The sequence below is a fragment of the Streptomyces sp. NPDC045778 genome, from assembly GCF_056431945.1.
On the sequence record NZ_JBWKJZ010000010.1, the window covers coordinates 193981 to 220347 of the forward strand.

The following is a 26367-nucleotide window of genomic DNA, read 5'->3' on the forward strand; positions in this document are numbered from 1 at the left end:
CCCGCCGCGCGCGGGGGCGGGGCAGGCCCTGGGCATGACCCCGCGCTCCCGGTGACGCCCGCGGGCCGGGAACCCCGGCGGCCCGCTCGCGCGTTCTCCCGTCAGCGCCCGGCCGAGACGGGCACCACCGACCCGACTCACAGGCGGCGCCCATGATCGAGCTGGTCCCGGGAGGCAATACGCCCCTGCCCGACGGCACCCTGACGCTGCGCGTGCCCGGCCCCTTCGACCTGTCCGCCCTGATCACCGGCGACAGCGGCAAGGTGGCGGGCGACGCCGACTTCGTGTTCTACAACCAGCCCGCGGCGCCGGGCGCCCGCATCGCCGGGGACGCGCTGACGGTCGAGGCGCACCGCCTGCGCCCCGGCGCGAGCCGCGTCACCCTGGTGGTCAGCCCGGCCGAGCCGGACACGCCCCTGGGCCGGCTGCCCTCGATCGTGTTGCGGGTCGAGGGCCCGCGCGGGGAGACGGTCGCGCGGTTCGCCCCGCCGCGCCCGGGCCAGGAGACCGTGCTCCTGCTCGCCGAGATCTACCGCCGCGGCACCGCCTGGAAGCTGCGCGCCATCGGCCAGGGGTACGCGGAAGGGCTCGCGGGGGTGGCGCGGGACTTCGGCCTGGACGTGACGGAGGAGCCCGCTGCGGCGGGCGGGGCGGGCCCGGCGGCGGGCGGGGCGGGCCCGGCGGCGGGCGGGGCGGGCCCGGTGGCGGGCGGGCGCGGGGCCGCCAGTGAGGCCGTCACCGTCGTCATGCCCCGGCCCCGCGCCGCGGCGGCGCCCGCCGCCCCGCCACCTCCGGCGTACGCGCCCGCCGCGCGGGGGCCGGGCGGACCGGTGCCGCCGGGCCCGCTCCAGGACTTCCTCGCCCGGGTGAACGCGGCGCGTACGGCCGCCGGAGCCCCGCCCGTCCAGTGGGACCCCCGTCTCGCCGAGGCCGCCCGCGCGCACGCGGCCGGCATGGCGACGCGCGGGGCGCTCGGCTCCGAGAGCGCGGACGGCACCTCGCTGTACCAGCGCGTGGCCGCGGGGGGTTACGCGTATCTGGCGATCGGCGAGCACCTCGTGTCCGGGCCTCCCGCCCCGGGCGACTTCCTCGACTACTGCCTGGGGGACGGCCGCTCCCGGGGCACGGTCCTGGACCGGGCGTACTCCCACGTCGGCCTGGGGCAGGCGACGGACAGCCGCTCCGGTGACGTGTTCTGGACGGCGCTGTGGGCCGAGCCGCTCACCCCGCAGGGGTTCGCCCGGTGCGCGAGCGAGGTGCTCACGCTCACCAACGGCCACCGTGCCGCGGCCGGGCTTCGGCCCCTCGCGCCGGACCCCCGCCTCACGGCGGCGGCGCAGGCCCACAGCGCGGACATGATCGCCCGCGCGTTCTACGCCCACACCGCGCCGGACGGCAGCGAGCCCTGGCACCGCGCCGCGGCGGCGGGCAGCCCCCACCGCGCGGTCGGGGAGAACATCGCCTGCGGCCAGCGCTCCCCCGCCGAGGTCGTCGAGGGCTGGATGAACAGCCCGGGGCACCGGGCGAACATCCTCAAGCCCTCGTTCACACACCTCGGCGTCGGCTTCGCGGGCGGGGGCGCGGCGGGCACGTACTGGACGCAGCTGTTCGGGGGCTGACCCCGCCGCCCGACCGCGCTCGCGTTCCGTACGCGCCGGGCGCACCCTGGAGGTACGGGGGTGACCCCGGGAGGTGACCCGTCATGACCACACCAGTCGGGTGGCACATAGAACTCGCATTCCAGGAGGACGGCCACCGCACCAGCGCGGCGGCCCTGCTGCGGCTCGCGGACGGCACGGAGCTGCGGGCGCGCGGCTATGCCATGCGCCACCCCTCCGACCCCGAGCAGCTCAGGGTCGGAGAGGAGATCGCGGGCGCGCGGGCCCTGATGGACTGCGCCTCGCAGTTGCTCGGCAAGGCCCACACGGAGATCGACGAGGCCACGGGGCTGCACTCGCATCCGCTGGTCCAGTAGCCGTTCGCCCTTGATCGCTCGCGCCGCTCCCCGCAGGGGCCTCAGAGCGGTACCGGTGCCCCCCGCCGCGCCGAGGCGTAGCCCGCCTCGACGATCCGCAGGGTGCGCAGACCGCCCTCGCCGTCGGCGACGTCCGTGCCGTCCTCACCCGGGCCGAAGAGGAAGGCGCGGAGCATCCGCTCGTCCAGGTCCACGCCGAAGGGCAGCTCGACGCCGCGGCCACGGCGTTCGCTGAAGCCGTGCACCTTCTGGTCGAAGGCGTCCATCTCCAGGGTCGCGCGCTCGCCGACGACGGTCAGTTCCAGGCCGCCCCAGGAGTGGTGGGAGCGCGGATGGGACCAGCTGCAGTCGATGGTGGCGACGGCGCCGTCGGCGTAGGTGAGGGTGACCAGGCCACTGGTCTCGACCGGGACCTCGCCCGCGTACAGGAGGTTGTTGATCTGCGCGTACACCTCCACGGCGGGCGCCGCGAACAGGTCGTCGAGCAGGTCGGCGATGTGGACGGTGTGGTCCATCAGGGCGCCGCCGCCCGCGAGTGCGGGGTCGGCGAACCAGCGGCGCGCGCGGGTGGGCAGGTGGCCGTTGTTGGCGCCGGACACGGCGAGCACCCGGCCCGTGTCGCCCGCGGTCACGGCCCGTTTGACGGCCGCGTAGGCCGGGCTGAAGCGCACCGGGTACGCGACCGCGAGGCGCACCCCGGCGGCGCGGCACGCGGCGACCATCGCCTCGCCGTCCGCCACGGTGGCCGCGAGCGGCTTCTCGCACAGCACGTCGACGCGGTGTGCGGCGGCGAGTTCGACGAGCGGGCGGTGGCGGGCGTTCTCCGAGCAGACCACCACGGCGTCGGGCCGCCAGGCGAAGGCCTCCGCGTACGTGTCGGCGTACGGCACGTCGAGGGACTCGGCGAACGCGCGGCCGCGCACCTCGCCGGGCGCGGCGGACGCGGTGTCCGGGTCGGCGCCGAGCACCTCCACGCCCGGCATGTCCCGCAGGAGCCGCAGATAGGCGGCCGCGTGGACGTGGGCGAAGGACAGGACGGCGACTTTCATCAGGTGTACTCCTCAAGTTCCACGGCCCGGCCGGTGCGGCTCGACTCGATGGCGGCCCGCGCGAGGCGCACCGCGGCGACACCGTCATCGGCGCGCACCCGGGGCACGAGTCCGGGGTCGTCCCAGGACGCGGCGAACTCGCGCAGCTGGGTGAGGTAGGGGCTCTCGTTCATGGGCGTCGACGGGATGCCCTCGTTCGGGGCGCGCACGCCCTGCGCGGTGATGCGGAAGCCGGGCACGGCGGCCGAGTCGTGGTGCAGCAGGCCGTCGGACCCGGCGACCCGGAACGTCGTGCGGAAGGGCTGGTCCGGCAGCCCCCACAGGCCGTTCACCTGGGTGATCGCGCCGGAGGCGTGGGTGAGGACCGCGGTGGCGGTGACGACCTCGGCGGGGGTGCCGGTGGCCAGCTCGGAGCCGCGCGTGCGGGCGTACACGCGCACCACGTCGCCCGCGATCCAGCGGGCGATGTCGAGGTCGTGGACCATCAGGTCCATGAGCACCCCGCCGGACTGGGCGGGGTCCCCGAACCACGGCGCCCACTGCGGGCGCGCGCTGGCGCGGGTGAGGCGCAGGACGGCGAGCCGGCCGAGGTCGCCGCGCACGACGGCATCGCGCAGGGCCGCGTACGCCGGGAAGTACCGCACGACGTGCGCGGGGTGCAGCCGGACGCCCGCGGTGGCGGCGGCAGCGGCCATCTCGGCGGCGTCCTCGGCCGTCAGGGCGAGCGGCTTCTCGCAGACGACGTGCCGCCGCGCGGCGATCGCGGCGAGCACCAGGTCCTTGTGGGTGGGCGTGGGGGTGCAGACGTCGACGGCGCGGGAGCGCTCCAGCAGCGCGTCGAGAGTGGGCACGGCGGTGACGGGGTGGCCGCGCCCGGCGTACTCGGCGGCGAGCTTCTCGCCCGAGCCGTCCTGGGTGTGGACGACGACGGCGGCGCCGAGCGCCAGCCAGCCGGGCAGATGGGCGCGGGCGATGCCGCCCGCGCCGAGCAGGCCGATGGGAAGCGGTGGCATAAGGGAGGTGGCCCCTCTCTGCTATGCGTCGGAGGTGTGGGTGCCGTGTCTGTGCGTCGGGGGTGGGGCCCCGTGTCTGTGGGCGTCGGGGGTGTGGGTCCCGTGCGGCGGCGGGGTTCCCTCACGTCAACTCCGGTACGCCGTCATCCCTTCACTCCGGAGGCGGCGACGCTCTGGACGAAGTGCCGCTGGAGGAAGACGTAGACGAGCAGCATCGGCAGGCTGGCGATCAGGGAACCGGCCATCATCACGGGGTAGTTGGTCTCGTACTGGCCCTCCAGGGAGGTCAGGCCCGCGCTGATCGGCATGGCATCGGGGTCGGTGTTGACGATCAGTGGCCACAGCAGGTCGTTCCAGCCCGCCATCGCGGTGATGACGGCGAGCGCGGCGAGGGCGGGCCGGATCAGCGGCAGCATGACGGACCAGAAGATCCGGAAGGAGCCCGCGCCGTCGATGCGGGCGGCCTCCTCCAGCTCCCTGGGCAGCGCGAGGAAGGCCTGGCGCAGCAGGAAGGTGCCGAACGCGCTGAACATGCCGGGCAGGAAGAGCGCGGGCGTGGAGTTCAGGAGCCCGAAGCTCTGGACGATGTCGTACTGCGGCAGGACGAGCAGGGAGCTGGGCACCATCAGGACGGAGAGGAAGAGCCCGAACAGCAGGTCGCGGCCCCGGAAGCGCATCCGCGCGAACGCGTAGGCGGCCAGGGAGCAGAACACCAGCTGGCCCGCCGTGCGGCCCAGGGTGCTGAGGACGCTGTTGGTGAGCATCTCGCGGAACGGCAGGGCCGTGAACACCTCGTCGAAGCTCGCCCCGTTCCAGTCCTCGGGCAGGAACGTCGGCGGGACGCGGGAGACCTCGGCGAGCGACTTCAGGGCGGTCAGGAGCTGCCAGAAGAACGGGAAGACCATCACGAGCGCGCCGGCGCAGAGCACCACGTGGGTCCCGACCGAGCCCGCGTTCCACCGGGGGCGGCGGATGCGGTCACCCATAGTGCACCCACCTCCTCTGGAGCCGGAACTGGAGGTACGTGAGGGCCGCGATGAGCAGCATCAGGAGGAAGGCGAGGGCGGCCGCGGCGCCCTGGGCGTTCTCGACGAACGCCCACTTGTAGAAGAGGCCCACGACGGACTGGGTGTCACCGACCGCCGGGTTCTTCTCGCCCATCATGATGTAGATGAGGTCGAACACCTGGAGCGACTGGATCATGCAGATCACGGAGGCGAAGAAGATCGTGGGGCTGAGCAGCGGCAGCGTGATGGTGAAGAAGCGCCGCACCGCGCCCGCCCCGTCCAGCTCCGCGGCCTCGTAGTAGTCCCGCGGGATGCCCTTGATGCCCGCCATGAAGATGATCAAGTAGTAGCCGGTGGTCGACCAGATCATGACGGCGCCGATGGCGAAGACGGCCGTCGAGGGGTCGGAGACCCAGTAGCGGCGGTCCACGCCGAACCAGCCGAGGACCTCGTTGAGGAGGCCGAAGTCGCCGTTGTAGAGCCAGTTCCAGACCAGGCCGACGGCGACCGGCAGGGTCACGAAGGGCACGAAGTACAGGGCGCGGTAGAGCGGGACGGCGCGCAGTCCGCGGCGGTTGAGCAGGGAGGCGATGACGAGGGCGAGGGGCAGCGCGGTCAGGCCGATGCCGCAGTAGACGAGGGTGTTGCCGAGCGCCTGCCAGACGGTGACGTCCTTGACGACGCGGGCGTAGTTGTCGCCGCCGATCCAGGTGTGGCCCCCGAAGGGGCCGAACTCGGTGAAGCTGAAGTACAGGGTCTGGAGCATCGGCCAGAAGTAGAAGAGCGCGAAGCCGAGGCCGAGCGGCGCGATGAACAGGTACGCCGTGCGCTGGTCACGGCTCGCGGGGCCGGGGCCCGCGGCCTTCGCGGCGCGCCGGTCGGCCGCCTCGGCCGCGGCGGTGGCGGGGAAGACACTCATCGGTCGCGCTCCTCCTTCAGGGCCCGGTCCATCTGCTCGCCGAGGGTGCGCGCGGCCCCTTCGATCCCGCCCTTGCCGCTGAACGCGGCGCCGAGGAGCGGGTATTGGAGGTTCTCCCAGACGGCGGTGTTCTTGGAGCTGGGGTAGGGGACGGCGTACTCCTTCATGGCGATGAAGGACTTGAGGTCGAACTCGGGCATCGACTTCAGCCAGGCGTCCTGCGTACCGGCGTAACTGGAGATCGTCACGCCCAGCTCGGCCTGGATCTCGGCGGCCTCGCGGCCCGCCATGAAGTGCACGAACTTCCAGGCGGCGGCCTTCTTGTCGCTCTTGGCGGAGATCACGTTGGCGAGGCCGTGGATGACGGTGGCCCTGCGGCGGCCCTTGGGCAGGACGGTGACGCCCCCGTGGTCCTTGAGCGCGGGCACGGCGTACATCTGCCCGGACATCGCCGACACGTCGTAGACCATGGCCACCTTCTCCGACCAGTAGCGCACCCGGGCGATGTTCTCCACCATCGCGCTCTGCGGCGGCGACCAGCCGCGGTCGATCATGTCGGTGAGGAACCGCAGGCCTTCGATCGTCCGCTCGTCGCCGAATCCGGAGCGGCCGTCGCGAAGGACGTAGCCGTCCGCGCCGAAGACGGTCGGGTAGATGACGAACTGGCGGTGCATCTCGGCCGCGAAGCCGTGCACGCGCTCGCGCGGGTCGGTCAGCTCGGCGGCCGCGTCGCGCAGGTCGTCCCACGTCCAGGTGGGGTCGGGGTAGGGGACGCGCGCCTTGTCGAAGAGGGCCTTGTTGTACCAGAGCCCGATGGTGTCGAAGTCCTTCGGGATGCCGTACTGGACGCCGTCGTAGGCGTAGAGCCGTACGAGCTGCGCCGGGTGGCGGTCCAGCGGCGTCGCGTCGCGCGCGGCGCGCTCGGAGAGGGGCTCCAGGACGCCGTTGGCCGCGTACAGCTGGAAGTTGACGGCGTTCATCCAGAACACGTCGGGGGCGGTGCCGCCGCGCATCGAGGTCTTCAGGGTGGTCCAGTAGCTGGCCCACGGGGTCAGCTCGATGCGCACGGATATCCCGGGGTTGCGCGCCTTGAAGGCCGCGATGATCCGCTGCATGCCCGGCACCTGCGCCGGGTCCCACATGCCGTACGAGAGCGTGGTGCGGCCGCCGCCTTCGCTGCCGCCGCCCTGGTCCGCGCAGGCGGCGAGCGCGGGTGCCGACGCCGCCGCAAGGCCAGAGCAGAGGAGGGTCCTCCTGCGCATACGCGCCTCCGCTTCGGGTGGGGATGGGGTGGGGCCGACCGGGGCCTCCTAGTCGGCCGTGTCCGCGAGCAGTTCCTCCTCCACGAGGTCGAGTGCCTTGCGCACCGCGCCGAGAGCCACCCCGCGCTCGCCGAGCGAGCTGACGGCGATCCTCGGCACGTGCAGAGTCAGCGGGCGCAGCCGCGCCTGAAGGAGCGGCACGAGGTGCGGGCCGAGCGGTGCCGCGCCTCCGGTGAGCACGATCAGCTCGGGGTCGACGGCGAGGGCGAGGGCCGCGACGCCGGGCGTGAGCCGCTCGGCGAAGTCCCCGATGGCGGCGAGTGCGCGCGGCTCCGCGGCGTCCGCCGCGCGCGCGAGCGCGGCCACCTCGGACTCGCCGGGGCGACGCGGCCCCGGCCAGGCCAGGGCCTCCTGCGCGGTGTCGAGGCCGAGCAGCGGCAGCAGGCCAAGCTCCCCCGCGCCGCCGCGGCCGCCGCGGTGCAGCCGCCCGCCGATGGTCAGGGCGCAGGAGACGCGGTGCCCGGTGAGGACGCACACGACGTCGCCCGCGAGGGTCGCGGCGCCCTGCCAGCGCTCGGCGAGGACGGCGAGGTTCACGTCGTTCTCGACGAGCGTGTGGCCGGGCTCGCCGTCGGAGAGCAGCCGTCGCAGGTCGACGCCCGACCACTCGGGCACGACGACGGACGTGAGGTAGCCGCCCGCGTCGACGACACCGGGCACGCCGACGCACCGCGCGAGGACGGTGTCGCGGCGCACGGCGTGCGCGTCGAGGAAGGCGTCCATCGCGCGCTGGAGCAGGTCGAGCCGGGGGCCGCCGCCCAGCAGCGGGTCGATGTCGGCGCGTTCGGCCGCGAGGACGGTGCCGCCGAGGTCGGCGAGGAGCAGCACCACCTTGTGCAACCCTATGTCGGCGCCGAGCACGTGCCCGGCCTCGCTCCGGAAGCGGAACCGCCGCGCGGGACGGCCCCGCGCGCGCTCCCCCGCCGCCGCCTCCGTGACCCAGGCCCGTGCGACGAGGTCCTCGAGGACGGCCTCGACGGTGGGCCGGGACAGGCCGGTGCCCGCGGCGAGTTCGGCGAGGGTCTGGGGGCTGCGGCGGTGCAGGGCGCGGAGGATGACGGTGGTGTTCAGGCGGCGCAGACCGGCCAGGTCGTGGCCGCGCGTCCGTTTTCGCATCACTTCTGCACCCCGGAAGTCATGGTGGAGCAGCCCCCGTTGGCGGGTGGGAGCCCGCTGTCGCCGCGATTTGGTAGGAGAGTTGCATAAAGCGGGGGCGACGGGAAGACCCCGCGCAGGGACTTTCCCGCGCGGCGCGTGGGGGCTCCCCGACCGGAGCGCGTACGGAAGCGCGCGCTTCACGCCCCCCCCAACACCCCCTCACTCACAAGGAGTTACCCCATGGCAGCACCAATCTTCGACAGCGGCGCCGACAGGCCGCACCCCGCTCGCGTCTACGACTGGTTCCTCGGCGGCACCCACCACGGCCCGGTGGACGCCGAGTTCGGTGCGCGGATCGAGGCGCTCGACCCGACCGCCCGGTACGGCGCGCGGCACAACCGCTGGTTCATGCAGCGCGCCACGCGTTACCTCGCCGGGCCCGCCGGAGTACGCCAGTTCCTCGACGTCGGCAGCGGCATCCCGACGGAGCCGAACCTCCACCGCGTCGCGCAGGACATCGCGCCCGACGCGCGGGTGGTGTACGTGGACCACGACCCGCTGGTCCGCGAGCACGCACAGGGGCTCCTCGGCGGCACCGGGGCCGGGGCCACGGCCTTCGTCGACGCGGACGCGCGCGATCCGGAGCCGATCCTCGAACGCGCCGCGGAGGTCCTGGACTTCACCCGGCCCGTCGCGCTCTCGCTCGTCGCCGTGACGCACTTCCTCACCGCCGAAGACGACGCCCACGCCGTCGTCGCCCGCCTCCTCGACGCGCTGGCGCCCGGCAGCCATCTGGTGCTCTCGCAGCTCGCGGGCGACGAGGAGACCGCGTGGGTGGGTGAGGCCGTGGACCAGTACACGACGGGCGGAGTCGCGCTCGTGCCGCGCACGCGGGCGGAGACGGAGCGATTCTTCACCGGCTGCGCGCTCCTCGCGCCGGGCCTGGTGCAGCCGCCGGACTGGCGGCCCGAACTCGGCGTCGGGGAGGTACGGGACGGGACGCGGGTGCCGCTGTACGCGGGGGTGGGACGGAAGGAGTGAGCGGCGGGCCGCTCCGCCCTCCGCGGCGGGACCGCTTGGCCTGCGGCGGCGGGGCCGCTTGACCCACGGCGGCGGGGCTGCGTGCCCGGCCCACGGCGGCGGGCCTGCGCCCGGCCCTCGGAGGAGGGATCACCGGCCCACGGCTGAGGCCAGCCCGGCACACGGCGACAGGTCCGCCACGACCGGGCGGCGAGCCCACTCCGGCCCTGGCCCGCCCCGGCCCCGGCGGCGGACCCGCCCCGGCGGTTTGGGTCAGCTTGACGATAAGTGGGCGGGCTCATATCGTCTAGGTGACGACAACGGGGAGGTCCACCATGGCCGACATCACCCGGCGCCTCGGCCTGCGCCATCTGCGCTCCGCGCCCACCGCCCACATCCGCCACCACCAGGGCGGCCGGCTCCGGCACGACGGGCCGGGGGTCAGCTTCTGGTTCCGGCCGCTGAGCGCCGCCCTGTCCGAAGTCCCGGTCGACGACCGGGAGTTGGCCGTTCTCTTTCACGCCCGCACCGCCGACTTCCAGGACGTCACCGTGCAGGCCACCGTGACGTACCGGATCAGCGACCCGGCGCTCGCTGCGGCCCGCCTGGACTTCTCCGTGGACCCGGACACCGGCGCCTGGCGGTCCGCTCCCCTGGAGCAACTGGCCACGCTGCTCACCGAGTCGGCGCAGCAGCACGCCCTGGACCTGCTCGCGCGCACGCCGCTCGCGACCGCGCTCGCCGACGGGGTCACGGCGGTCCGCGAGCGCGTCGCCGAGGGCCTCGCGGCCGAGCCGCGGCTGCCCGCGACGGGCCTCGACGTCGTCGCCGTACGCGTCGTCGCGATCCGGCCCGAGCCCGAGGTGGAGCGGGCCCTGCGCACCCCGGCGCGCGAACGTGTGCAGCAGGACGCGGACCGGGCCACGTACGAACGCCGGGCCGTGGCCGTCGAGCGCGAGCGCGCCATCGCCGAGAACGAGCTGGCGAGCCGCATCGAACTCGCCCGCCAGGAGGAGCACCTGGTCGAGCGGCGCGGCACCAACGCGCGCCGCGAGGCCGAGGAGGACGCCGCCGCCGACGCCGTGCGCGCCGAGGCGGAGGCCGCCCGCACGGTGCGCCTCGCGCGGGCCGAGGCGGAGGCGGCCCGCGTGGTCGGCGAGGCCCGCGCGGCGGCGCAGGCCGCCTGGCTCGCCGCGCACGCGAGCGCCGACACGCGCACCCTGCACGCCCTCGCCGCCACTCGCCTCGCCGAGAACGTGCCGCGCGTCGAGAGCCTCACGCTGTCGCCGGACCTCGTCACAGGGCTGCTCGCGAAGCTGGGCCGGGGCTCCGGGGCGGGCGAAGGCGCCGGGTCATGAGCCTCGCGCCGCGCGCCGTGCTCGTCCACCGGCGCACCGAGTACGAGGAGTTGCTCGCCCGGCACGGCACGCACGGCCAGGCCGCGTTCTTCCTGTCCTCGCGCGGGCGCGACATCGAGGAGGTGGCCGAGCGGCACCGGCGCACCCGGCGCGCCCTCGCCGACGTGGCGGCGGCGGTGCCGCTGCGCTGGCGGCACACCCGGGTGGAGCGCGCGGACCTCGACCGGTTCCTGTTCGCGCCCGAGGACGTGGTGGTCGTGGTCGGCCAGGACGGGCTCGTCGCCAACGCGGCCAAGTATCTGACCGGCCAGCCCGTCATCGGCGTCGACGCCGAGCCGGGGCGCAACCCGGGCGTCCTGGTGCGGCACCGGGCCCGTGACACCGCGAAGCTGCTCCCGCACGCGGCGGCGGGTGCCGCCGGGGCCGCGGAGCTGACCATGGCCGAGGCCGTGACCGACGACGGCCGGCGCCTTCGCGCCCTCAACGAGGTCTACGTCGGCGCCGCGGGGCACCAGACCGCCCGCTACCGCATCGGCTCCGCGGCGAGCCCGGCGGACCCGGAGGCCCAGGCCTCGTCCGGCGTGGTCATCGGCACCGGCACCGGCGCCACCGGCTGGCTGCGCTCGCTGTGGCGGCAGTCGGGGGACGGCCCCCGCCTCCCCGGCGCGACCGACGCCCGCCTGCTGTGGGTCGTCCGCGAGGCCTGGCCGTCGCCCACCACCGGCACCACGCTGACCCACGGCGAGCTGACGGCCGGCCAACGCCTCTGGCTCACCGCCGAGTCGGACCGCCTCGTCGCCTTCGGCGACGGCATGGAGCGGGACGCGCTGGACCTTGGCTGGGGGCAGAGCGTGCGGGTGGGGGTGGCGGATGGGGCGCTGCGGCTCGTCGTCTGAGCTGCCGGGAGGAGGGTGAAGATCGCAGGTGGGCCCGGTGCGAGGGGGGTGTGCGGGTAGGGCAGGATGGGCGGCCGTGTCAGCGCGCGCAGACGTGCGCGTCCCCGGACACGGAGCGAAACGGCCGACCACGGGAGCCCATTGATGGACCGAGCCCTCACCCTGCACGACCTGATGTTCGCCGGGATCGCCGTGGTCTGCGGCATCGCGGCCGCGCTGCTCTCGCGGACGACGCTGCGCTGGCTCGGGGTGCGCGCGACCCGCACCCGGTGGAGCGGCGACGACGTGCTGGTCGACGCCGCCCGCGCCATCGTGCCGTGCGCCGCGGTCGTCGCGGGCCTGGCCGCGGCGGCCGCGGCGCTGCCGCTGACGCCGCGTACGGGACGCAACGTCACGCTCGTCCTGACGGCGCTGCTGATCCTCGCGGCCACGGTCACCGCGGCGCGGATCGTGGCGGGGCTCGTGAAGTCCCTGGCCCAGTCCCGCTCCGGGGTGGCGGGCTCGGCGACCATATTCGTCAACATCACGCGCGTCGTGGTGCTCGCGATCGGCTTCCTCGTCGTCCTGCAAACCCTCGGCGTGTCCATCGCGCCGCTGCTCACCGCCCTCGGTGTGGGCGGCCTCGCGGTGGCGCTCGCACTCCAGGACACCCTCGCGAACCTCTTCGCCGGCGTGCACATCCTCGCCGCGAAGACCGTGCAGCCCGGCGACTACATCCGGCTGACCAGCGGTGAGGAGGGTTACGTCGTCGACATCAACTGGCGCAACACGGTGGTGCGGAACCTCTCCAACAACCTCGTCATCATCCCGAACGGCAAGCTCGCCGGCACCAACATGACCAACTACAGCCAGCCGGAGCAGGAGCTGTCGATCCTCGTGCAGGCGGGCGTCGGCTACGAGAGCGACCTGGACCAGGTGGAGCGCGTGACCATCGAGGTCGTCGACGAGGTGATGAAGGAGATCACCGGCGCCCTGCCGCACCACGAGGCCGCGATCCGCTTCCACACCTTCGGCGACTCCCGGATCGGCTTCACGGTGATCCTGGGCGTGGGCGAGTTCAGCGACCAGTACCGGATCAAGCACGAGTTCATCAAGCGGCTGCACCGGCGCTACCGGGCCGAGGGCATCCCGGTCCCCGCCCCGACGCGGACGGTGACCGTCCGGCAGGGCGAGCTGCCGCTGTCCATCCCGCAGCAGCGGAGCTGATCAGAACCTGGCAAGCCCTTGCATAAGCGGTGCTTTAGGGGTCGCGAAACGCTAGCAAGGGGGCAAATTCGGCCGCATATGCCGAGTGAAGGTGTCCGGCCGGGCGAGCGGGGCAGGGGTTCGCCGCCGCACCGCGCCGGACTCCCCTCCCATTGGTTCCCAAGTTCGGTTTTTTCCGGCCGAACACCAAAAGTATTTGAAAAGTCACACCTTGTGGTCACGGGATTGCGAGAAGACGATCGGCCCTGCCCGACTTCGCTCACTTCGTCTCCAGCGTTCTTCGCGTTCTTCGCGTTCTTCGCGTTCTTCGCGTTCTTCGCGTTCTTCGCGCTCCCCTCGTTCCCCTTCTGGGAGGTTCCCGTGAACGACCGCCTTTCCCTCGCACCCGATGCCGCACGGCAGCTCGCGACCGCGACCAAGACAGCACCCCAGATGCTCGGCACCACCCCGCGCTACCTGCTGCGCGCGCTGCCGTGGGTGGACCTCAAGTCCGGCGTGTACCGCGTCAACCGCCGTCGCACCTTCGTGCTCGGCGACGACCGCATATCCACCCACACCGACGGCGGCTCACCCCGCGTCGTCCCCGGCGACCTGCGCGAACTGCCCTACCTGCGCGACGCCGAGGAGTCCTGCCTCACCGAACTCGCCGACGCCTTCACCGAGGTACGCTTCGAGCCGGGCCAGGTCCTCGCCCAGGAGGGCGACCCGGCCGAGCGCCTGTGGATCATCGTGCAGGGCCGCGCCGAGAAGCGCGTGACCGGGCGCTACGGCGAGGAGCAGCTCATCGAGGTGATCGGTGACGGCCAGTTCTTCGACCTCGGCGCCTGGACGCGGGAGGAGCCCACGCCCTACCGCGTGCAGGCCCTCACCCCCGGCCTCGCGCTGTGCGCCGAGCGCCGCGCGCTCGCGGCGCTCGCCGACCGCGACGAGAACGTCCGTACCTCCATGGCCGCCTACACCGCTGGCAACGGCTTCCGGCCCGGCTCCGAAGTGCCGGTGGACCTCACGTCGGGCCACGTCGGCGAGCCCGACCTGCCCGCCACGTACGTCGACTACGAGGACACCCCGCGCGAGTACCACATGACGCTCGCGCAGACGATCCTGCGCGTGCACACCCGCGTCCACGACGTGTACAGCGGCGACTTCGACCAGACGCGGCAGCAGGCTCTGCTCACCATCGAGGCGCTGCGCGAGCGGCAGGAGGCGGCGCTGCTCAACCACCCCGAGTTCGGCCTGTTCCACAACGTGGCGCCCGGCCAGCGCGTGCAGACCCGCACCGGGTCGCCCACGCCCGACGACCTCGACGAGCTGCTCGCCCGGGTGTGGAAGCAGCCCAGCTACTTCCTCGCGCACCCCAAGGCCATCGCCGCGTTCGGGCGCGAGTGTACGCGGCGGGGCGTGCCCCCGGTCACCGACAGCAGGTTCGGCAGCCCCCTGCTCACCTGGCGCGGGGTGCCGCTGGTGCCGTCCGACAAGGTGCCGTTCGGGGGCGGCGTACGGGCGAACGGCTCCGGCGCGTCGACGGCGGCCGTCGGCACCACGGAGATCCTCCTGATGCGCATGGGCGAGGCCGACCGCGGCGTCGTGGGCCTGCGTCCCGGCGAGGTCTCCGACGAGGTCGAGCCCGGTCTGTCCATGCGGAACATGGGCACCGACCAGAAGGGCATCACCTCGTACCTGATGACGGCGTACTTCAACACGGCGGTCCTGGTCGAGGACGCCATCGCCGTGCTCCAGAACGTCGAGGTGAACAACTACCATGACTACTCCTGACGTTCCCGATCTCAGGGCACTGCTGCGGTCCCCCGCGCAGGCCGCCCAGGCGCCGGCGCCCGTGCCCGCCGCCGCGCCGCCCACAGCGCCCGCCTCACCGGGGAGCGAGGTACCCGCCGCCCCGGCCCTCCAGGACGCGCTCTCAGCCCTGCCCACCACCACGCCCGGCGCCTTCTCCCCCGAACAGGCCCGCGAGGACGTCCCGATCCTGCACCGGACGGTGAACGGGCACCCCCTGGTCTGGCTCGACAACGGGGCCACCACGCAGAAGCCCCGCCAGGTCATCGAGGCACTCTCCGCGTACTACAGCGCGGCCAACTCCAACATCCACCGGGGCGCGCACACCATGGCGCGCGAGGCCACCGAGCTGTACGAGGCGGGCCGCAGGGCGGTCGCGGAGTTCCTCGGCGCGGCCTCGCCGGAGGACATCGCCTTCGTACGGGGCACCACCGAGGCCATCAACCTGGTGGCGCAGAGCTGGGGCCGCTCCGTGATGCAGCCGGGCGACGAGATCCTCGTCCCGGTCCTTGAGCACCACTCCAACATCGTGCCGTGGCAGCTCCTCGCGAAGGAGACCCACGCGCGCGTGGTCCCGGTGCCGCTCACGCCCAAGGGCGAGATCGACCAGGAGGCGTACTCCGACCTGCTCTCGGCGCGCACCCAGCTGGTGGTGATCAGCCAGGCGTCGAACGTGCTCGGCACCGTGCCGCCGGTGGCGGAGATGACCGCGCTCGCGCACCGCTACGGCGCGCGGGTCCTGGTGGACGGCGCGCAGGCGGTGGCTCACATGCCGGTGGACGTACGGCAGTTGGGCGCGGACTTCTACGCGTTCTCCGGGCACAAGCTGTTCGCCCCGACGGGCATCGGCGCGCTGTACATGACGCCGGAGATGGGTGAGCGGATGCGCCCGTGGCAGGGCGGCGGCAACATGATCGAGTCGGTGAGCTTCGAGCGGACGGCGTTCGCGCCGGTGCCGCACCTCCTGGAGGCGGGCACGGGCCATATCTCCGGCGTGGTCGGGCTGCTCGCGGCGATCGACTGGCTGCGGTCGTTCGACCGGGAGGCCGTCGCCGCGTACGAGCACTCGCTCATGACGTACGCGACGCAGGCCATGGCGGCGGTCCCCGGTCTTGAGGTGATCGGCTCCGCGGCCGAGCGGATCGCGGTGCTCACCTTCACGCTCGCGGGCCACGACCCGGGCTCCGTCGCGGACTGGCTGGACCGGGACGGGATCGCCGTCCGCGCGGGCCACCACTGCGCGCAGCCCGCGCTCGCGCACTACGGCCTGGAGTCCGCGGCCCGCGCGTCGTTCGCGCTCTACAACACCTCCGACGAGGTGGATCAGCTGGTGGCGTCCCTGCGCCGGATGCAGACCGGCGCCTGAGCGGCGCCTGAGCGGCGCGGGGACGTCCGGGACCCGGGCCGCCGTCAGCGCGTGGGGCGGCGGCTCCGGGTCCTGAAGTGGAACACGATCAGGCCGACGACGGCGAAGAACGCCGCCCAGGCCAGGCCGAGGCCGAGGTAGCGCCACAGGACGGTGTCCCCGAGGGAGCCGCCGGCGGAGAACTGCATCGGGCCGAACGACGGGAAGTACTGGAGGACCGGCTTGTTGGCCGCCGGGTTGCCGAGCGGGTTCTGGAGGAACGTGTCGGTGAGCCCGCCCATGATGATGAGGAAGAAACCCTCCAGGTCGTTCTTCACCAGGACGCCGAGCAACAGGCCGAGGCAGCCGTAGGTGAGGGTCATGGCCAGGAACCCGAGGAGGATGGTGGCCCAGCCGGTGAGGCCGGGGCGCCAGTAGAGCAGCAGGGCGAGCGCGGTGTAGAGCGCGATCGTGCCCGCGACGATGCCGATGGCCAGCATCTTGGCGCCGATCAGGGTGGACTGCCGGTACCCGGCGAAGGCGAGGCGCTTGTCGAAGGCGAGGGCCTTGCGGACCGCGTCGAAGACGACGAAGCCGGAGATCATCGTGAGCGAGTTGAGGCCCGCGGTGATCAGCGTGATGTGCTTGCCGTCGACGTGCAGCATCTCGCCCGTCGCGTACAGCTTGAAGTCCAGGGCCTTGTCCCCGGCGATGGAGGTCATCAGCAGGTACCAGACCGGCACGAAGAGCACGAGGAGCAGGGCGGCGAGGCGGTTGCGGCTCTGCTCGCGCACCGAGAACCTGAGCGCGGTGGGGAACTGCCCGAACGGCGGCCGGTCCGTGAAGACGTCAAACTGCGGCATGGCGGCGCTCCTGCTCCTCCTCGGACGTGCGCGGTGAGAGACGGCCGTCGACGAGGTCGGCGAGGACGTCGAACCGCTCCTGCTCGAAGACGAGATGGGTGATCACGACGACGGCCTTGTCCCGCTCGTGCAGCTTGTCGACCAGGTCCCAGAAGCGCAGGTACGTCTCCCAGTCGAAGCCCTGGTACGGCTCGTCCAGGAGCAGGACGTCCGGGTCGTGCAGCAGGGCCAGGGTGAGGTTGAGCTTCTGCCGGGTGCCGCCGGACAGGGCGCCGGCCGCCGTGGCGCGGTACTTCCCGAAGCCGAGCAGCTCCACCAGCTCGTCGGCGCGGTCCAGGCTGGTCAGCCGGTGGGCGGCGGCGAAGTAGCGCAGGTGCTGGTCGACGGTGAGGTTGGCGTTGAGCACGGGGTCCTGCGGGCAGTAGCCCAGCTCGCCGCTGAGGCGCACCTCGCCGCGGTCCACGGCGAGGGTGCCCGCGATGGCCTTGAGCAGGGTCGATTTGCCCGAGCCGTTCTCCCCGACCACGGCGACCAGCTGGCCCCGTTCCACCGTGAGGTCGGCGCCGCGCAGGACCTGGTGCTTGCCGAACGCCTTGTGGATGTTCCGGGCGGTGAGTGCGGGCTGCGGCCTTGTGGTCATGCCTGGCCTCCTTCTGCTTGCGGTGCTGCTTTCGGTGCTGCTTTCTGTGCTGTTGGGGCTGTCGCTGCTGTTATCGGTGCTTGCTGTGCTCGCGCTGCTGTGTCCGCGTTCAGTCCGCCCGCGTAGATGCTCAGCAGCTCCGGGCCCCAGCGGGCCAGGCCCATCGCCGACAGCGGGTCGACGCCGAGGACCGCCGTGAGCTGCTCGCGCAGCAGGAACACCGAGAGGTCGTTGACGAGCAGCAGGGCGGCGCGCACCTGCGGGTCCTTGCCCCGCGACGCGACACCGGCCTCGGCGAGGCCGTCGAGGGTCTCCCTGCTCATCGCGTACAGCCTGCGGAACAGGCCGCGGCCCGCCTCCGAGTCCGAGAGCAGGAGCCTGCGCAGATAGTCGGGCAGCGGTGAGCCGACGGGCAGGTGGCGCAGGAAGACCTCACCGAGCGAGCCGGCCGTCGCGGACATCGGCTCCCCGTGCAGATCCGGGGCGTCGTCCCCCGTCAGCTCGCCGAGCAGGCGCTCGAAGACGGTCAGGACGTGCTGGTCGACCTCCTGGCGCAGGCCGTCCTTGGAGCGGAAGTGGTGCACCACGAGCCCCGGGGACACCCCCGCGGCCGTGGCGATCTGGCGGACGGTGACCACGTCGGGGCCGTGGGCGGCGAAGAGCCTCAGGGCCTCGTCTCGGATGACCGCCCGGGTCGTGCGGTCGTCGGGCATTGAACGCATGTACAGCAGACTAAACGCTCGTTCAATCGCTTGTCCAGACAGGCGGAGCCCCTGCCTCCGACGGTCATCCGTTGAGGCGCCGCCGACGCGCCTCAACGGATGACCGATGTCTTACTCCGGAAATCGATGCGGTATCCGTCCGGGAAACCCGTCAGGGGGTTGATGTCACCGCACCCCCGTTCCTGGGAAACTCGTACGCAGCCGAAAAGGAGGGGGGCTCGCGGTGTTCCTGGGGCTTCTGTATTGACGTATTCCGCCACCCGTAAATGCCTTTCGCAGTCCATCGGGGGAGGAACGACATGCACATCACCATCCTGGGGCCTGTTTCCGTGGCCACGGAAGGAAAGTTCCACGAGATCCAGGCCGCCAAGGTGCGGGCGATGCTCGCCGCCCTCGCCCTCGACGCGGGCCGGGCCGTCTCGCACGCGGACCTCGCGGACGAGCTGTGGGCGGGCCGGCCCCTCGGCAACGCCCGCAACGCGCTCCAGGCGCACGCCACCCGGCTGCGCAAGGTCCTCGACGGGCACGGGGCGCGGCCACGGGGCACGACGCTGCTGCGCGCGGTGCGGGGCGGCTATCTGCTCGACGTGCCCGCGGACCGCGTCGACGGCAACACGTTCCTCGACCTGGCCACGCGCGGTGCCGCGGCGCTCGACACGCGCCCGGAGCGGGCCATCGAGCTGCTCCAGGCCGGGCTCGACCTGTGGCAGGGGCCCGCGCTCCTTGACGCGGGCGACGGGCTGCGCTGCCGGGGCGCGGCCGCGCTCTTCGACGAGCGGCGGCTGACGGTCCGGGAGGACCTGATCCGCGCGCGGCTCGCCGTCGGCGACGCCTCGCGGGCGGTGGCCGAGCTGCGCCGCCTGGTCGCCCAGCACCCGCTGCGCGAGCGCTTCTGCGAGCTGCTCATGCTCGCCCTCTACCGCACCGGGCGGCAGGCGGAGGCCCTGGAGCTGTTCCACGCGACGCGCAGACGGCTCGACGAGGAGCTGGGCGTGCGGCCCGGAGTCGTGCTCCAGCGGCGCCACACGGAAATCCTGTCGCAGGACCCGGCTCTTTCCCTGACGACCGTCCCCGCCGCCTCATAAACACGCCGCGCCCATATTCCCGCCCTTTTCTCTGGTGCCTCATCCGTCACATCGAGGCCTTTCCGCTACGGCACGCGCCGCGCGCCCGTACATCCGCGTATCTGCGTATCTGCGTATCTGCGCGTCTGCGTATCCGCGTATTCGCACATCCGCTCGCAGTAACCGGCCGCGATTCCCTTCCCGCTCTCCGGCGGGACTCCGACGACCGCAGGAGCAGCCGCGACATGACGTCCGAATGGCAAGCCCGCCGGGCCACTCCCGCGCGGCCCGGGGAGCCCCTCGCGATCGTGGGGATCGCCGACCTTGACCCGGGCGGGCTCGACGACGTCGTGGTCGACGTCGCCCGGTTCGGCATTCCCCCCATGCAGGCCAAGTCCATGAACCGGATGCAGCTCCTGATGCTGGAGGCCGCCCGCCGCTGCCTCGCGGACGCGGGCCACCCCGAACGGCCGCTGCCCGCCGAGCGCACCGACGTCGTCACGGGCCTCTGCTTCGCCCTCGACCGCCAGCACGCCAACGCCGTACGCGTCGAACTCCCCCGGTACGCGCGGGAGCTGGAGCGCGCCGCCCGCGCGGCGGGAGCGGCGCGGGACCGGGCCGCGCGGGCCGCGGCGGAGCTGCGCGAGCTGCTCGCGCCGCGCCTCGGCGGCTCGCCGCACGACCGCGTGGGCGAGATGGCGAGCACGATCCCGGCGCGTATCGCCTCGGCCTTCAAACTGCGGGGCCGCACGCTCGCGGTGGAGTCCGCCGAGGCGACGTCGTTCGTGGCGCTCGCGCACGCGGTGGACCAGCTGCGCGCCGAGGCGTCGGACGCGGTGCTCGTCGTGGCGGGGCAGCGGCGCGAGAGCCCGTTCGTCGCCGGGGCGCTCGGGGCGAAGGGGGTGTACGCCCCCGGCGGGGCGGAGGCCGACGGGCCACGGGGCGCGCCGGTCGACGTCGGCGAGGGCGTGGGGGCGGTGCTCCTCAAACGGCTCTCCACGGCCGTGCGGGACGGGGACCGCGTCTACGCCACCGTCCTCGACTGCACGCTCCGCCACGAGCCGCGTCCGGGCTGCTTCCGGCACTCGCACTCCGTCGAGCTGCGGCAGGACGCCGCCGCCGACTCGCTGCGCGCCGCGGGGGCCGGCCTGGAGAGCGTCCAGTACGTCGCGTGCGCGGGCTCGTCGGTCGCCCAGGAGGCCGCCGCTGAGCGGGAAGCCCTGGCGCGGCTGCACGCCGGGCGGGCGCCGGGGTCCGTGGTGCTCGGCACGGGCGACGGGCGGGCATTCGCCCACGCGGGGCTCGCGTCGGTGAGCAACGTGGCCCGGGCGTTGCGCGAGCGTCGCTATCCGGAGCCGCCGCCGGACGGTGAGGGGCCGGTGGGGGCACCCGAGGGGGCGGCTGCGGGGACACCTACGGGGACGCCCTTCCGGCGGGCCCGCGTAGGCGAGGCGTGGGAGGCGCTCCCGGAGACGCCACGCCGGGCCGTCGTGCACGGGTCGTCCCTGACCGGCACGTTCTGCCATCTCGTCCTTGAGGAGCACCGCCGCCGCGCCCCGGCCGGTCCGCGTGCCCGTGCCCGGGGCGGGCCGCGCGCCGTGCCGGTCGCGGTGGTCGGGCTGGGCGGGCGGTTCGCGGGGGCGCCCGACGCCGCCGCGTTCTGGCGGGTCGTCAGCTCGGGCCGGACCCGCATCGGCCCGGTGCCCGACCACGTCCTCGACCGGGACCTCCACCACTGCCCCGGCTCGCTCAGCCTGACCCACTCGTACACCGACCAGGGCGGTCACGTGCCGGTGCCCGAGGAGCCGCCGGACGACCTCGCGGTCCTTCCGCTGCGGTACGCGGCGATGGACGGCGCGCAGCGGCTGGCCCTTGACGTGGCGGCGGAGCTGTTCGCCGGGTTCCCCCGGCGGGGGGTGCCCCTCACCGGGCACGGTGTGGTCGCCGTCGGCACCACGCTGGGCCTGACGCGCGAGCGGCGCGCCCACACCGAGCTGGTCCTGGAGGGCCTGGAGGACGCCGTCGCGGCGCTGCCCGCCCTCGACGGGCTCTCCGCGCTGCGGAAGAAGAAGCTCCTGGAGCGGCTGCGCGAGCGGACCGCGCGGGGCCTGGCCGAGCCGTCACCCGCCCTGCTCGACGGCTGCCTGGCCAGCGGCGTGGCCGCGCTGCTCGCCAACGAGTACGGCCTGGGCGCGGTGCCGCTCGCGGTGGAGGCGGCCTGCGCGTCCTCCCTCGCCGCCCTTGACGTCGCCGTGGGCGCGCTGCGCTCGGGCGCCGCCGACTTCGCCGTCGCGGGCGGCGTCGAACTTGCCTGCACCACCCGGGACATGGTCCTCTGCTCCGCCCTCGGACTGCTCTCGCACAGCAGGAACGCGCCGTTCGACGCCGCCGCCGACGGGTTCACCCCGGGTGACGGCTGCGGGCTCTTCCTGCTCAAGCGGTACGAGGACGCGCGGCGCGACGGCGACACCGTGCACGGCGTGATCCGTGCCGTCGGCGCGTCGAACGACGCCAAGTCCCTGATCGCCCCGGACGTCGCGGGCCAGGTACGCGCCATGCAGCGCGCCTTCGCCCAGGTGGACTTCGAGCCCTGCACCGTGGACTATCTGGAGGCGCACGGCACCGGCACGAAGGTGGGCGACCGGGTCGAGATCGCCGCCGCGGCCCGCCTGTACGCGGGCGGCCCGCGCGCGGGCGCGCTGCGCATCGGCTCGGCGAAGTCGTTCTTCGGGCACACCTTCGCGGCGGCGGGCAGCGCGGGCCTGCTGCGCACCCTGCTCGCGCTGCGGGCGGGCACGCTGCCGCCCAACACGCTGCTGCGCACACTGAATCCGGCGCTCGGCCTCGCCGCCATCCCTGCCGAGATCGCGACCAGGCCCGAGCCGTGGCCGCGCCCGCCCGGCAGGCCGCGGCGCGCGGCCGTCAGCTCCTTCGGCACCGGCGGCATCAACTACCACGTCCTCGTGGAAGAGGACCCGGCGAACCACACCGCCCAGGGGATCCAGCGGAACCACGAGAAGGGCTACGGGCCGCGATGAACTTCGCCTTCGACGACGACACCGAGGACATGCGCGAGGCCGTCGAGCGGTTCGCGCGCCGCGACCTCGGCGACCCGCCGCCCGCGGACGGGCTCCTTGACCCGGCGGAGTTCCGGCGCCGCTGGCTGCTCGCGGGCAAGCAGGGCCTGGTCGGCAGCGTCGTACCGGAGCGGTACGGCGGCAGCGGGCTCGACGCGGTGGCGGCGGCCGCGGTGATGGAGGCGCTCGGCCACGGCTGCCCGGACACCGGCTTCGCCTTCTCGGTGGCGGCGCACCTGTTCGCCGCGGTGATGCCGGTCGCCGAGTTCGGCACCGAGGAGCAGAAGCGGCGCTGGCTGCCCGCGCTGTGCTCGGGCGAGCGGATCGCCGCGCACGCCATCACCGAGCCGGAGGCCGGTTCGGACACCCTGGGGCTGCGCACCCGCGCGGTGCGCGACGGTGACACGTACGTACTCGACGGCGTGAAGGCCTTCACGACGAACGCGCCGGTCGCCGACGTCTTCGTGGTGCAGGCGGCGACGGCGCCGGGCGGCGGCTTCTTCGGCCTCACCGCGTTCGTCGTGGAGGCGGACACGCCGGGCCTCACGGTGGGGCCGCCGTACGACAAGGTGGGCCTTCGCGGTTCGCCGACGGCCGATGTCCGCCTCGACGGCTGCGTGGTGCCCGCGAACGCCGTGCTCGGCGCGGAGGGAGCGGGCGCGAGCGTGTTCGCGTCCTCCATGAAGTGGGAGCGCACGTGCCTGTTCGCGGCCTACCTCGGCGCGATGCGGCGGGTCCTGGACTCCACCGTCGCGTACGCGGGCCGGCGCGAGCAGTTCGGGGTGCCGATCGGCGGCTTCCAGGCGGTGAGCCACCGCGTCGTCGACATGACGCTCGCGGTGGAGTCGGCGCGGCTCCTGCTGTACAAGGCGGCGTGGGGGCTCGCGCGGGGCAGCGAGGACGAGGTGGCGCCCGCGCTCGCGAAGCTCGCGGTGAGCGAGGCGGCGGTGCGGGTCGGCCTGGACGCCGTGCAACTGCGGGGCGCGCTGGGGGTGTTGAGCGGGGAGGCGGAGACATTGCTGCGGGACGCGCTGCCCTCGCGCATCTTCTCCGGTACGAACGAGATCCAGCGGAACAACATCGCGCGGGCGCTCGGCCTGGGCGGCAGCCGCCGCGCGGGCGGTGGCCGCTGAGCCGCCGGGGGCCGGTATCCCAGGCCGCCGAGGGACCCGGCGCACCTCAGAGACGCGGGACACGAGAAGGGACACCTCACCATGGCGGTCATCGTTCACCGCATCCGGCTGCACCACGGCGTGGCGCCGGAGCGCTTCGAGTCCTGGGTGCGGGAGGTGGACTACGCGACCTGTCCGGAACTGCCCGCCGTCCGCGCGTTCGGCGTGCAGCGCCGCGCGGCCGCCGAGGGCGAAGGACCGGCCGAGTACTTCGAGATCATCGAAGTGACCAGCCCGGCCGAGTTCGAGCGGGATATGCGGTCGGAACCATTCCGCAGGCTCGTCGCCGATTTCGAGAAGATGGCCGCCGTGGTCGACGAGTGGTCCGGTGAACGGGTGGGTGCCGGATACCGGGCCGAATGATTTGTGGGGCCCACGGTGGCGGGCCGGGTGGCGGGGGAAATGAGCTGTGGTGAATAGCGCTCGGCGCCCGGATGCGGGCACCCGCCCCGTTCACCCTTCTTGGCCACGGAATTCAGTGGTCCGTCCAATTGCCGCCATCAATCCGGTCTCATAAGCAATAGCAACGGCCTGGGCGCGTGTGCCGACGCCCAGCTTTCGGAGCACATGGTGAACATGGGACCTGACGGTCGCCATGGACACCGAGAGTTTCTCGGCGACTTCGGCGTTCGACTTGCCCTGGGCGAGCAGCAGTATCACCTCGGACTCGCGGGGGGTCAGCTCCGCCGCCATGCGCGCGGAGCGCCGGGAGACCCCCTGCTGCGGCAGGTGCTGCAAGGTGCGCCGGGCGGCGGCGGGCATCACCATGGTGGCGCCCGCGCTCACCGTCCGCAGGACGTGGATCAGGTCGTCCGCCGAGGAGTCGGGGGCCAGGACCGCGCGGACGCCGATGCACAGTGCCTCGACGGAGCGGTGCGCGGACTCGGCCTTGGCGATCAGGATGATCTTTGTCTGGGCGGCTAGCTCCGCCAGCTCACCCTTGTCCTCGAAGCCGAGCGCGGGGGCCACCACGATCATGACGTGCGGCGCCAGCTCGGCGACGGCCGCGGCGGACTCGCGGCCGGTGGTGAAGCCCATGACCTCGATGTCGGGCTGCTGGTCGAGCAGCGCGCGCAACGCGGCGGACATGATCGACTCGTCACAGCACACCAGGACGCGGATCTTCATGCCTCGCCGCCTCACCGCAGCTCGTCCGGGCGGAGACCGCGGCGCCGGGCGGGCCGGGCCGCGTCACTCGTCACGGCATCAGGCGTCACGGCATCACGCCCGTGCGGGCCGGCCGCGCCGGCCTCGTGGATGCGTCCGGCAGTGGCTCCTTGCAGCAGTGCCCCATCTCGCCGCCCCCTTGTGAATGACACGACCATGCGCCTTCGGGTACCCCTCGTCGCCGCCGCGCGCTATCGAACCCGCCCGCTGTCCGACAGTGCACTTCACCCCCGGCCGCCGCGTCTCCTCTCCGGTCCTCTCCTGAATCGACGCGGGCACGTGGGCGTGGAATATTCCGTACGCACTGCAACAGTATGTGCGCGCAACTGGCGTCTGGGCGAGCTTTATTGGAAGAAGCATGAAAATGGCTCGAAACCTCGTGGGGTAAATGTCAGATCGTCCACAGGGGCGCGTGCGCGGGGCGGCGGTGGGAGCGCGGGAACGCCGATACTCCCCTTCCCCCGGCCGTGTCCGCGACGGGGTGGCCCAGCCTGCTGAGGAATATCGCACGCCCTGGAATGCGGAATCGATCCTCCAGGGTACGCCGGAGGTCGTCGTGCTGAAGGACGGCGCTGACGGGGTGCAGGACGAGCCCGGCGGTGGTGGCGCCCAGCCAGTAATCGGCCATTCGCGCCCCGCCCTTGACGGCGTCCGCGAGCGTGGGTGGTCGCGTACCGGTCAGGCTCAGGACGGTGAGGGCGGGTGTGGGGCGCACGACGCGGGCGAGCTGCCGGGCGAGCAGGGCGGGGTAGCCGACGTGCCGCAGCAGGCGCATCGTCGTGGGCGCGAGCGCGAGACGCCGTGCCCACGCGTGCGGCCGGGACAGCGGCCCGAACAGTTCCTCCAGCGTGAAGCCGTCCCCGCGCGCCACCGCGTCGGCCTCGCTGAACCGCAGGTACGCGTGTGTTTCGCGCCAGGCGGGGCCGTGGCTGAAATCCCGTCCGGCGTGCCGCGCGACGAAGGCGGCGAGCGCGGCGCGGTCGGCGTCCGACGTCAGGTGGCGCACGCCGACCTCGGCGTCCCGGGCGAGGGCGGTGCCGGACCGCGCCGCCAGGCGCTCCAGGACGTCCGGCGCGACGGGCCGCGGGTGGTAGGGGGCGCGGTGGGTGCGGCGGGCCCGCGCGGCGGCCCGGAGCGCGTGCGGGTCCTCGGCCGCGCCCCCGGGCACGTGGCGCAGCCGGGCCACGCACAGCGGCGCCCAGATCCGGGGGAGGCCGCTGGGGCCCGGCGCCTCCCACGGCCAGTCGGCGGCCAGGGGCCCGTCCAGGCCGCCGGGCGCGAACCGCAGGCCGTCCAGGGCCCACCCCCGCGCGCCGAGGGCCCGCAGCAGGAGCTGCGCGTACGCGCCGCAGCTGACGAGCATCTCCACGTGGAGGGCGGGCAGCGCGCGCAGCCGGCGCTCGCGGTCCAGGGCGATGACGAGGTACTGGTCGCCGGCCGCCGCCGTGTTCCCGCCCGGGTACGCCGGGACGGACGCGGCCCGCGCGGCGGCGCGGGCCCCCTCGCTCCGGGCCCAGGCCACGCCCCAGGGCTGGCAGTTGTGGGACGAGGGGCTGAGCGCGGCGAGGCGCACGGCCGCGCCGAGCGCGGCCTCGAAGTCCAGGTCCGTGGGCGCGGCGTGCGCGGGCGTACCGTGCGCTGCTGTCCAGTCGGCTGTCATGGG

The 26367-nt window shown here is 73.7% G+C and carries 23 protein-coding genes; 12 read left to right on the forward strand and 11 right to left on the reverse strand.

What is annotated here, in order from left to right:
* Nucleotides 1-152: 152 nt before the first annotated feature.
* Nucleotides 153-1619, forward strand: coding sequence for a CAP domain-containing protein (locus AC07GB_RS15490; protein ID WP_478845509.1), 1467 nt, complete (start codon nucleotides 153-155; stop codon nucleotides 1617-1619).
* 83 nt (nucleotides 1620-1702) lie between these two features.
* Nucleotides 1703-1975, forward strand: coding sequence for a DUF1876 domain-containing protein (locus AC07GB_RS15495; protein WP_478845511.1), 273 nt, complete (start codon nucleotides 1703-1705; stop codon nucleotides 1973-1975).
* Between the two features lie 41 nt (nucleotides 1976-2016).
* On the opposite strand, the gene AC07GB_RS15500 is transcribed toward AC07GB_RS15495, so the two are convergent.
* The 6 genes from AC07GB_RS15500 to AC07GB_RS15525 all read right to left on the reverse strand — a co-directional run bounded on the left by AC07GB_RS15500 (nucleotide 2017) and on the right by AC07GB_RS15525 (nucleotide 8401).
* Entirely contained in the window at nucleotides 2017-3024 is a 1008-nt protein-coding gene (locus tag AC07GB_RS15500; protein ID WP_478845513.1) for a Gfo/Idh/MocA family protein, read from the reverse strand.
* Entirely contained in the window at nucleotides 3024-4037 is a 1014-nt protein-coding gene (locus AC07GB_RS15505; protein WP_478845515.1) for a Gfo/Idh/MocA family protein, read from the reverse strand. The genes AC07GB_RS15500 and AC07GB_RS15505 overlap by 1 nt, the downstream gene beginning before the upstream one ends.
* A 143-nt stretch (nucleotides 4038-4180) precedes the next feature.
* The gene (locus tag AC07GB_RS15510) at nucleotides 4181-5023 is read right to left on the reverse strand and encodes a carbohydrate ABC transporter permease (RefSeq protein WP_478845517.1); all 843 of its coding nucleotides are present in this window, start codon (nucleotides 5021-5023) and stop codon (nucleotides 4181-4183) included.
* Nucleotides 5016-5963, reverse strand: coding sequence for a carbohydrate ABC transporter permease (locus AC07GB_RS15515; protein WP_478845519.1), 948 nt, complete (start codon nucleotides 5961-5963; stop codon nucleotides 5016-5018). Before AC07GB_RS15515 ends, AC07GB_RS15510 begins: the two co-directional genes overlap by 8 nt.
* The gene (locus AC07GB_RS15520; protein WP_478845521.1) at nucleotides 5960-7225 is read right to left on the reverse strand and encodes an ABC transporter substrate-binding protein; all 1266 of its coding nucleotides are present in this window, start codon (nucleotides 7223-7225) and stop codon (nucleotides 5960-5962) included. The genes AC07GB_RS15515 and AC07GB_RS15520 overlap by 4 nt, the downstream gene beginning before the upstream one ends.
* Nucleotides 7226-7273: 48 nt before the next feature.
* Nucleotides 7274-8401, reverse strand: coding sequence for an ROK family protein (locus AC07GB_RS15525; RefSeq protein ID WP_478845523.1), 1128 nt, complete (start codon nucleotides 8399-8401; stop codon nucleotides 7274-7276).
* Nucleotides 8402-8623: 222 nt separating this feature from the next.
* Here AC07GB_RS15525 and AC07GB_RS15530 point away from each other — a divergent pair, with 222 nt between their 5' ends.
* From AC07GB_RS15530 to AC07GB_RS15555, 6 genes are all read left to right on the forward strand, one after another.
* Entirely contained in the window at nucleotides 8624-9424 is an 801-nt protein-coding gene (locus tag AC07GB_RS15530; protein ID WP_478845525.1) for an SAM-dependent methyltransferase, read from the forward strand.
* 314 nt (nucleotides 9425-9738) lie between these two features.
* Nucleotides 9739-10761 (forward strand): SPFH domain-containing protein, encoded by a 1023-nt coding sequence (locus AC07GB_RS15535; protein WP_478845527.1) that lies wholly within the window; start codon nucleotides 9739-9741, stop codon nucleotides 10759-10761.
* Nucleotides 10758-11657, forward strand: coding sequence for a hypothetical protein (locus AC07GB_RS15540; RefSeq protein WP_478845529.1), 900 nt, complete (start codon nucleotides 10758-10760; stop codon nucleotides 11655-11657). The genes AC07GB_RS15535 and AC07GB_RS15540 overlap by 4 nt, the downstream gene beginning before the upstream one ends.
* A gap of 144 nt (nucleotides 11658-11801) precedes the next feature.
* Nucleotides 11802-12863 carry a mechanosensitive ion channel family protein gene (locus tag AC07GB_RS15545; RefSeq protein ID WP_478845531.1) on the forward strand — a complete coding sequence of 354 codons (1062 nt, stop codon included), beginning with the start codon at nucleotides 11802-11804 and terminating at the stop codon, nucleotides 12861-12863.
* Nucleotides 12864-13223: 360 nt separating this feature from the next.
* A complete protein-coding gene (locus tag AC07GB_RS15550; RefSeq protein ID WP_478845533.1) occupies nucleotides 13224-14636 on the forward strand; it encodes a family 2B encapsulin nanocompartment shell protein in 1413 nt (470 codons plus the stop codon).
* Nucleotides 14623-16020 carry a SufS family cysteine desulfurase gene (locus tag AC07GB_RS15555; protein ID WP_478845535.1) on the forward strand — a complete coding sequence of 466 codons (1398 nt, stop codon included), beginning with the start codon at nucleotides 14623-14625 and terminating at the stop codon, nucleotides 16018-16020. The genes AC07GB_RS15550 and AC07GB_RS15555 overlap by 14 nt, the downstream gene beginning before the upstream one ends.
* A gap of 44 nt (nucleotides 16021-16064) precedes the next feature.
* Here the strand turns inward: AC07GB_RS15555 and AC07GB_RS15560 are convergent, their stop codons facing one another.
* The 3 genes from AC07GB_RS15560 to AC07GB_RS15570 are packed head-to-tail and all read right to left on the reverse strand — an operon-like array spanning nucleotide 16065 to nucleotide 18224.
* Complete coding sequence (locus tag AC07GB_RS15560; RefSeq protein ID WP_478845537.1) at nucleotides 16065-16862, reverse strand: hypothetical protein; 798 nt, start codon at nucleotides 16860-16862, stop codon at nucleotides 16065-16067.
* Nucleotides 16849-17502, reverse strand: a complete 654-nt coding sequence (locus tag AC07GB_RS15565; protein ID WP_478845538.1) for an ABC transporter ATP-binding protein — start codon at nucleotides 17500-17502, stop codon at nucleotides 16849-16851. Before AC07GB_RS15565 ends, AC07GB_RS15560 begins: the two co-directional genes overlap by 14 nt.
* The gene (locus AC07GB_RS15570) at nucleotides 17499-18224 is read right to left on the reverse strand and encodes a TetR/AcrR family transcriptional regulator (protein WP_478845540.1); all 726 of its coding nucleotides are present in this window, start codon (nucleotides 18222-18224) and stop codon (nucleotides 17499-17501) included. Before AC07GB_RS15570 ends, AC07GB_RS15565 begins: the two co-directional genes overlap by 4 nt.
* Before the next feature lie 299 nt (nucleotides 18225-18523).
* Here AC07GB_RS15570 and AC07GB_RS15575 point away from each other — a divergent pair, with 299 nt between their 5' ends.
* From AC07GB_RS15575 to AC07GB_RS15590, 4 genes are all read left to right on the forward strand, one after another.
* A complete protein-coding gene (locus AC07GB_RS15575; RefSeq protein WP_478845542.1) occupies nucleotides 18524-19309 on the forward strand; it encodes an AfsR/SARP family transcriptional regulator in 786 nt (261 codons plus the stop codon).
* Nucleotides 19310-19533: 224 nt separating this feature from the next.
* Entirely contained in the window at nucleotides 19534-22326 is a 2793-nt protein-coding gene (locus AC07GB_RS15580; protein WP_478845544.1) for a polyketide synthase, read from the forward strand.
* The gene (redW, locus tag AC07GB_RS15585) at nucleotides 22323-23498 is read left to right on the forward strand and encodes an L-prolyl-[peptidyl-carrier protein] dehydrogenase (RefSeq protein ID WP_478845546.1); all 1176 of its coding nucleotides are present in this window, start codon (nucleotides 22323-22325) and stop codon (nucleotides 23496-23498) included. The genes AC07GB_RS15580 and redW overlap by 4 nt, the downstream gene beginning before the upstream one ends.
* A gap of 81 nt (nucleotides 23499-23579) precedes the next feature.
* Nucleotides 23580-23900 carry a RedY protein gene (locus AC07GB_RS15590; protein WP_478845548.1) on the forward strand — a complete coding sequence of 107 codons (321 nt, stop codon included), beginning with the start codon at nucleotides 23580-23582 and terminating at the stop codon, nucleotides 23898-23900.
* A gap of 90 nt (nucleotides 23901-23990) precedes the next feature.
* On the opposite strand, the gene AC07GB_RS15595 is transcribed toward AC07GB_RS15590, so the two are convergent.
* Both AC07GB_RS15595 and AC07GB_RS15600 read right to left on the reverse strand, forming a co-directional pair.
* Nucleotides 23991-24665, reverse strand: coding sequence for a LuxR C-terminal-related transcriptional regulator (locus tag AC07GB_RS15595; protein ID WP_478845550.1), 675 nt, complete (start codon nucleotides 24663-24665; stop codon nucleotides 23991-23993).
* Between the two features lie 430 nt (nucleotides 24666-25095).
* Complete coding sequence (locus tag AC07GB_RS15600; protein ID WP_478845552.1) at nucleotides 25096-26364, reverse strand: nitroreductase family protein; 1269 nt, start codon at nucleotides 26362-26364, stop codon at nucleotides 25096-25098.
* Nucleotides 26365-26367 lie beyond the last annotated feature (3 nt).

Bases quoted from the DNA above. Each gene is read 5' to 3' on its own strand.
- AC07GB_RS15540 (WP_478845529.1), top strand. From the start codon at position 10,758: ATGAGCCTCGCGCCGCGCGCCGTGCTCGTCCACCGGCGCACCGAGTAC.
- AC07GB_RS15515 (WP_478845519.1), bottom strand. From the start codon at position 5,963: ATGAGTGTCTTCCCCGCCACCGCCGCGGCCGAGGCGGCCGACCGGCGC.
- AC07GB_RS15535 (WP_478845527.1), top strand. From the start codon at position 9,739: ATGGCCGACATCACCCGGCGCCTCGGCCTGCGCCATCTGCGCTCCGCG.
- AC07GB_RS15590 (WP_478845548.1), top strand. From the start codon at position 23,580: ATGGCGGTCATCGTTCACCGCATCCGGCTGCACCACGGCGTGGCGCCG.
- AC07GB_RS15600 (WP_478845552.1), bottom strand. From the start codon at position 26,364: ATGACAGCCGACTGGACAGCAGCGCACGGTACGCCCGCGCACGCCGCG.
- AC07GB_RS15525 (WP_478845523.1), bottom strand. From the start codon at position 8,401: ATGCGAAAACGGACGCGCGGCCACGACCTGGCCGGTCTGCGCCGCCTG.
- AC07GB_RS15560 (WP_478845537.1), bottom strand. From the start codon at position 16,862: ATGCCGCAGTTTGACGTCTTCACGGACCGGCCGCCGTTCGGGCAGTTC.
- AC07GB_RS15595 (WP_478845550.1), bottom strand. From the start codon at position 24,665: ATGAAGATCCGCGTCCTGGTGTGCTGTGACGAGTCGATCATGTCCGCC.
- AC07GB_RS15570 (WP_478845540.1), bottom strand. From the start codon at position 18,224: ATGCGTTCAATGCCCGACGACCGCACGACCCGGGCGGTCATCCGAGAC.
- AC07GB_RS15500 (WP_478845513.1), bottom strand. From the start codon at position 3,024: ATGAAAGTCGCCGTCCTGTCCTTCGCCCACGTCCACGCGGCCGCCTAT.
- AC07GB_RS15575 (WP_478845542.1), top strand. From the start codon at position 18,524: ATGCACATCACCATCCTGGGGCCTGTTTCCGTGGCCACGGAAGGAAAG.
- AC07GB_RS15510 (WP_478845517.1), bottom strand. From the start codon at position 5,023: ATGGGTGACCGCATCCGCCGCCCCCGGTGGAACGCGGGCTCGGTCGGG.
- AC07GB_RS15505 (WP_478845515.1), bottom strand. From the start codon at position 4,037: ATGCCACCGCTTCCCATCGGCCTGCTCGGCGCGGGCGGCATCGCCCGC.
- AC07GB_RS15565 (WP_478845538.1), bottom strand. From the start codon at position 17,502: ATGACCACAAGGCCGCAGCCCGCACTCACCGCCCGGAACATCCACAAG.
- AC07GB_RS15495 (WP_478845511.1), top strand. From the start codon at position 1,703: ATGACCACACCAGTCGGGTGGCACATAGAACTCGCATTCCAGGAGGAC.
- AC07GB_RS15545 (WP_478845531.1), top strand. From the start codon at position 11,802: ATGGACCGAGCCCTCACCCTGCACGACCTGATGTTCGCCGGGATCGCC.
- AC07GB_RS15555 (WP_478845535.1), top strand. From the start codon at position 14,623: ATGACTACTCCTGACGTTCCCGATCTCAGGGCACTGCTGCGGTCCCCC.
- redW (WP_478845546.1), top strand. From the start codon at position 22,323: ATGAACTTCGCCTTCGACGACGACACCGAGGACATGCGCGAGGCCGTC.
- AC07GB_RS15520 (WP_478845521.1), bottom strand. From the start codon at position 7,225: ATGCGCAGGAGGACCCTCCTCTGCTCTGGCCTTGCGGCGGCGTCGGCA.
- AC07GB_RS15530 (WP_478845525.1), top strand. From the start codon at position 8,624: ATGGCAGCACCAATCTTCGACAGCGGCGCCGACAGGCCGCACCCCGCT.
- AC07GB_RS15580 (WP_478845544.1), top strand. From the start codon at position 19,534: ATGACGTCCGAATGGCAAGCCCGCCGGGCCACTCCCGCGCGGCCCGGG.
- AC07GB_RS15490 (WP_478845509.1), top strand. From the start codon at position 153: ATGATCGAGCTGGTCCCGGGAGGCAATACGCCCCTGCCCGACGGCACC.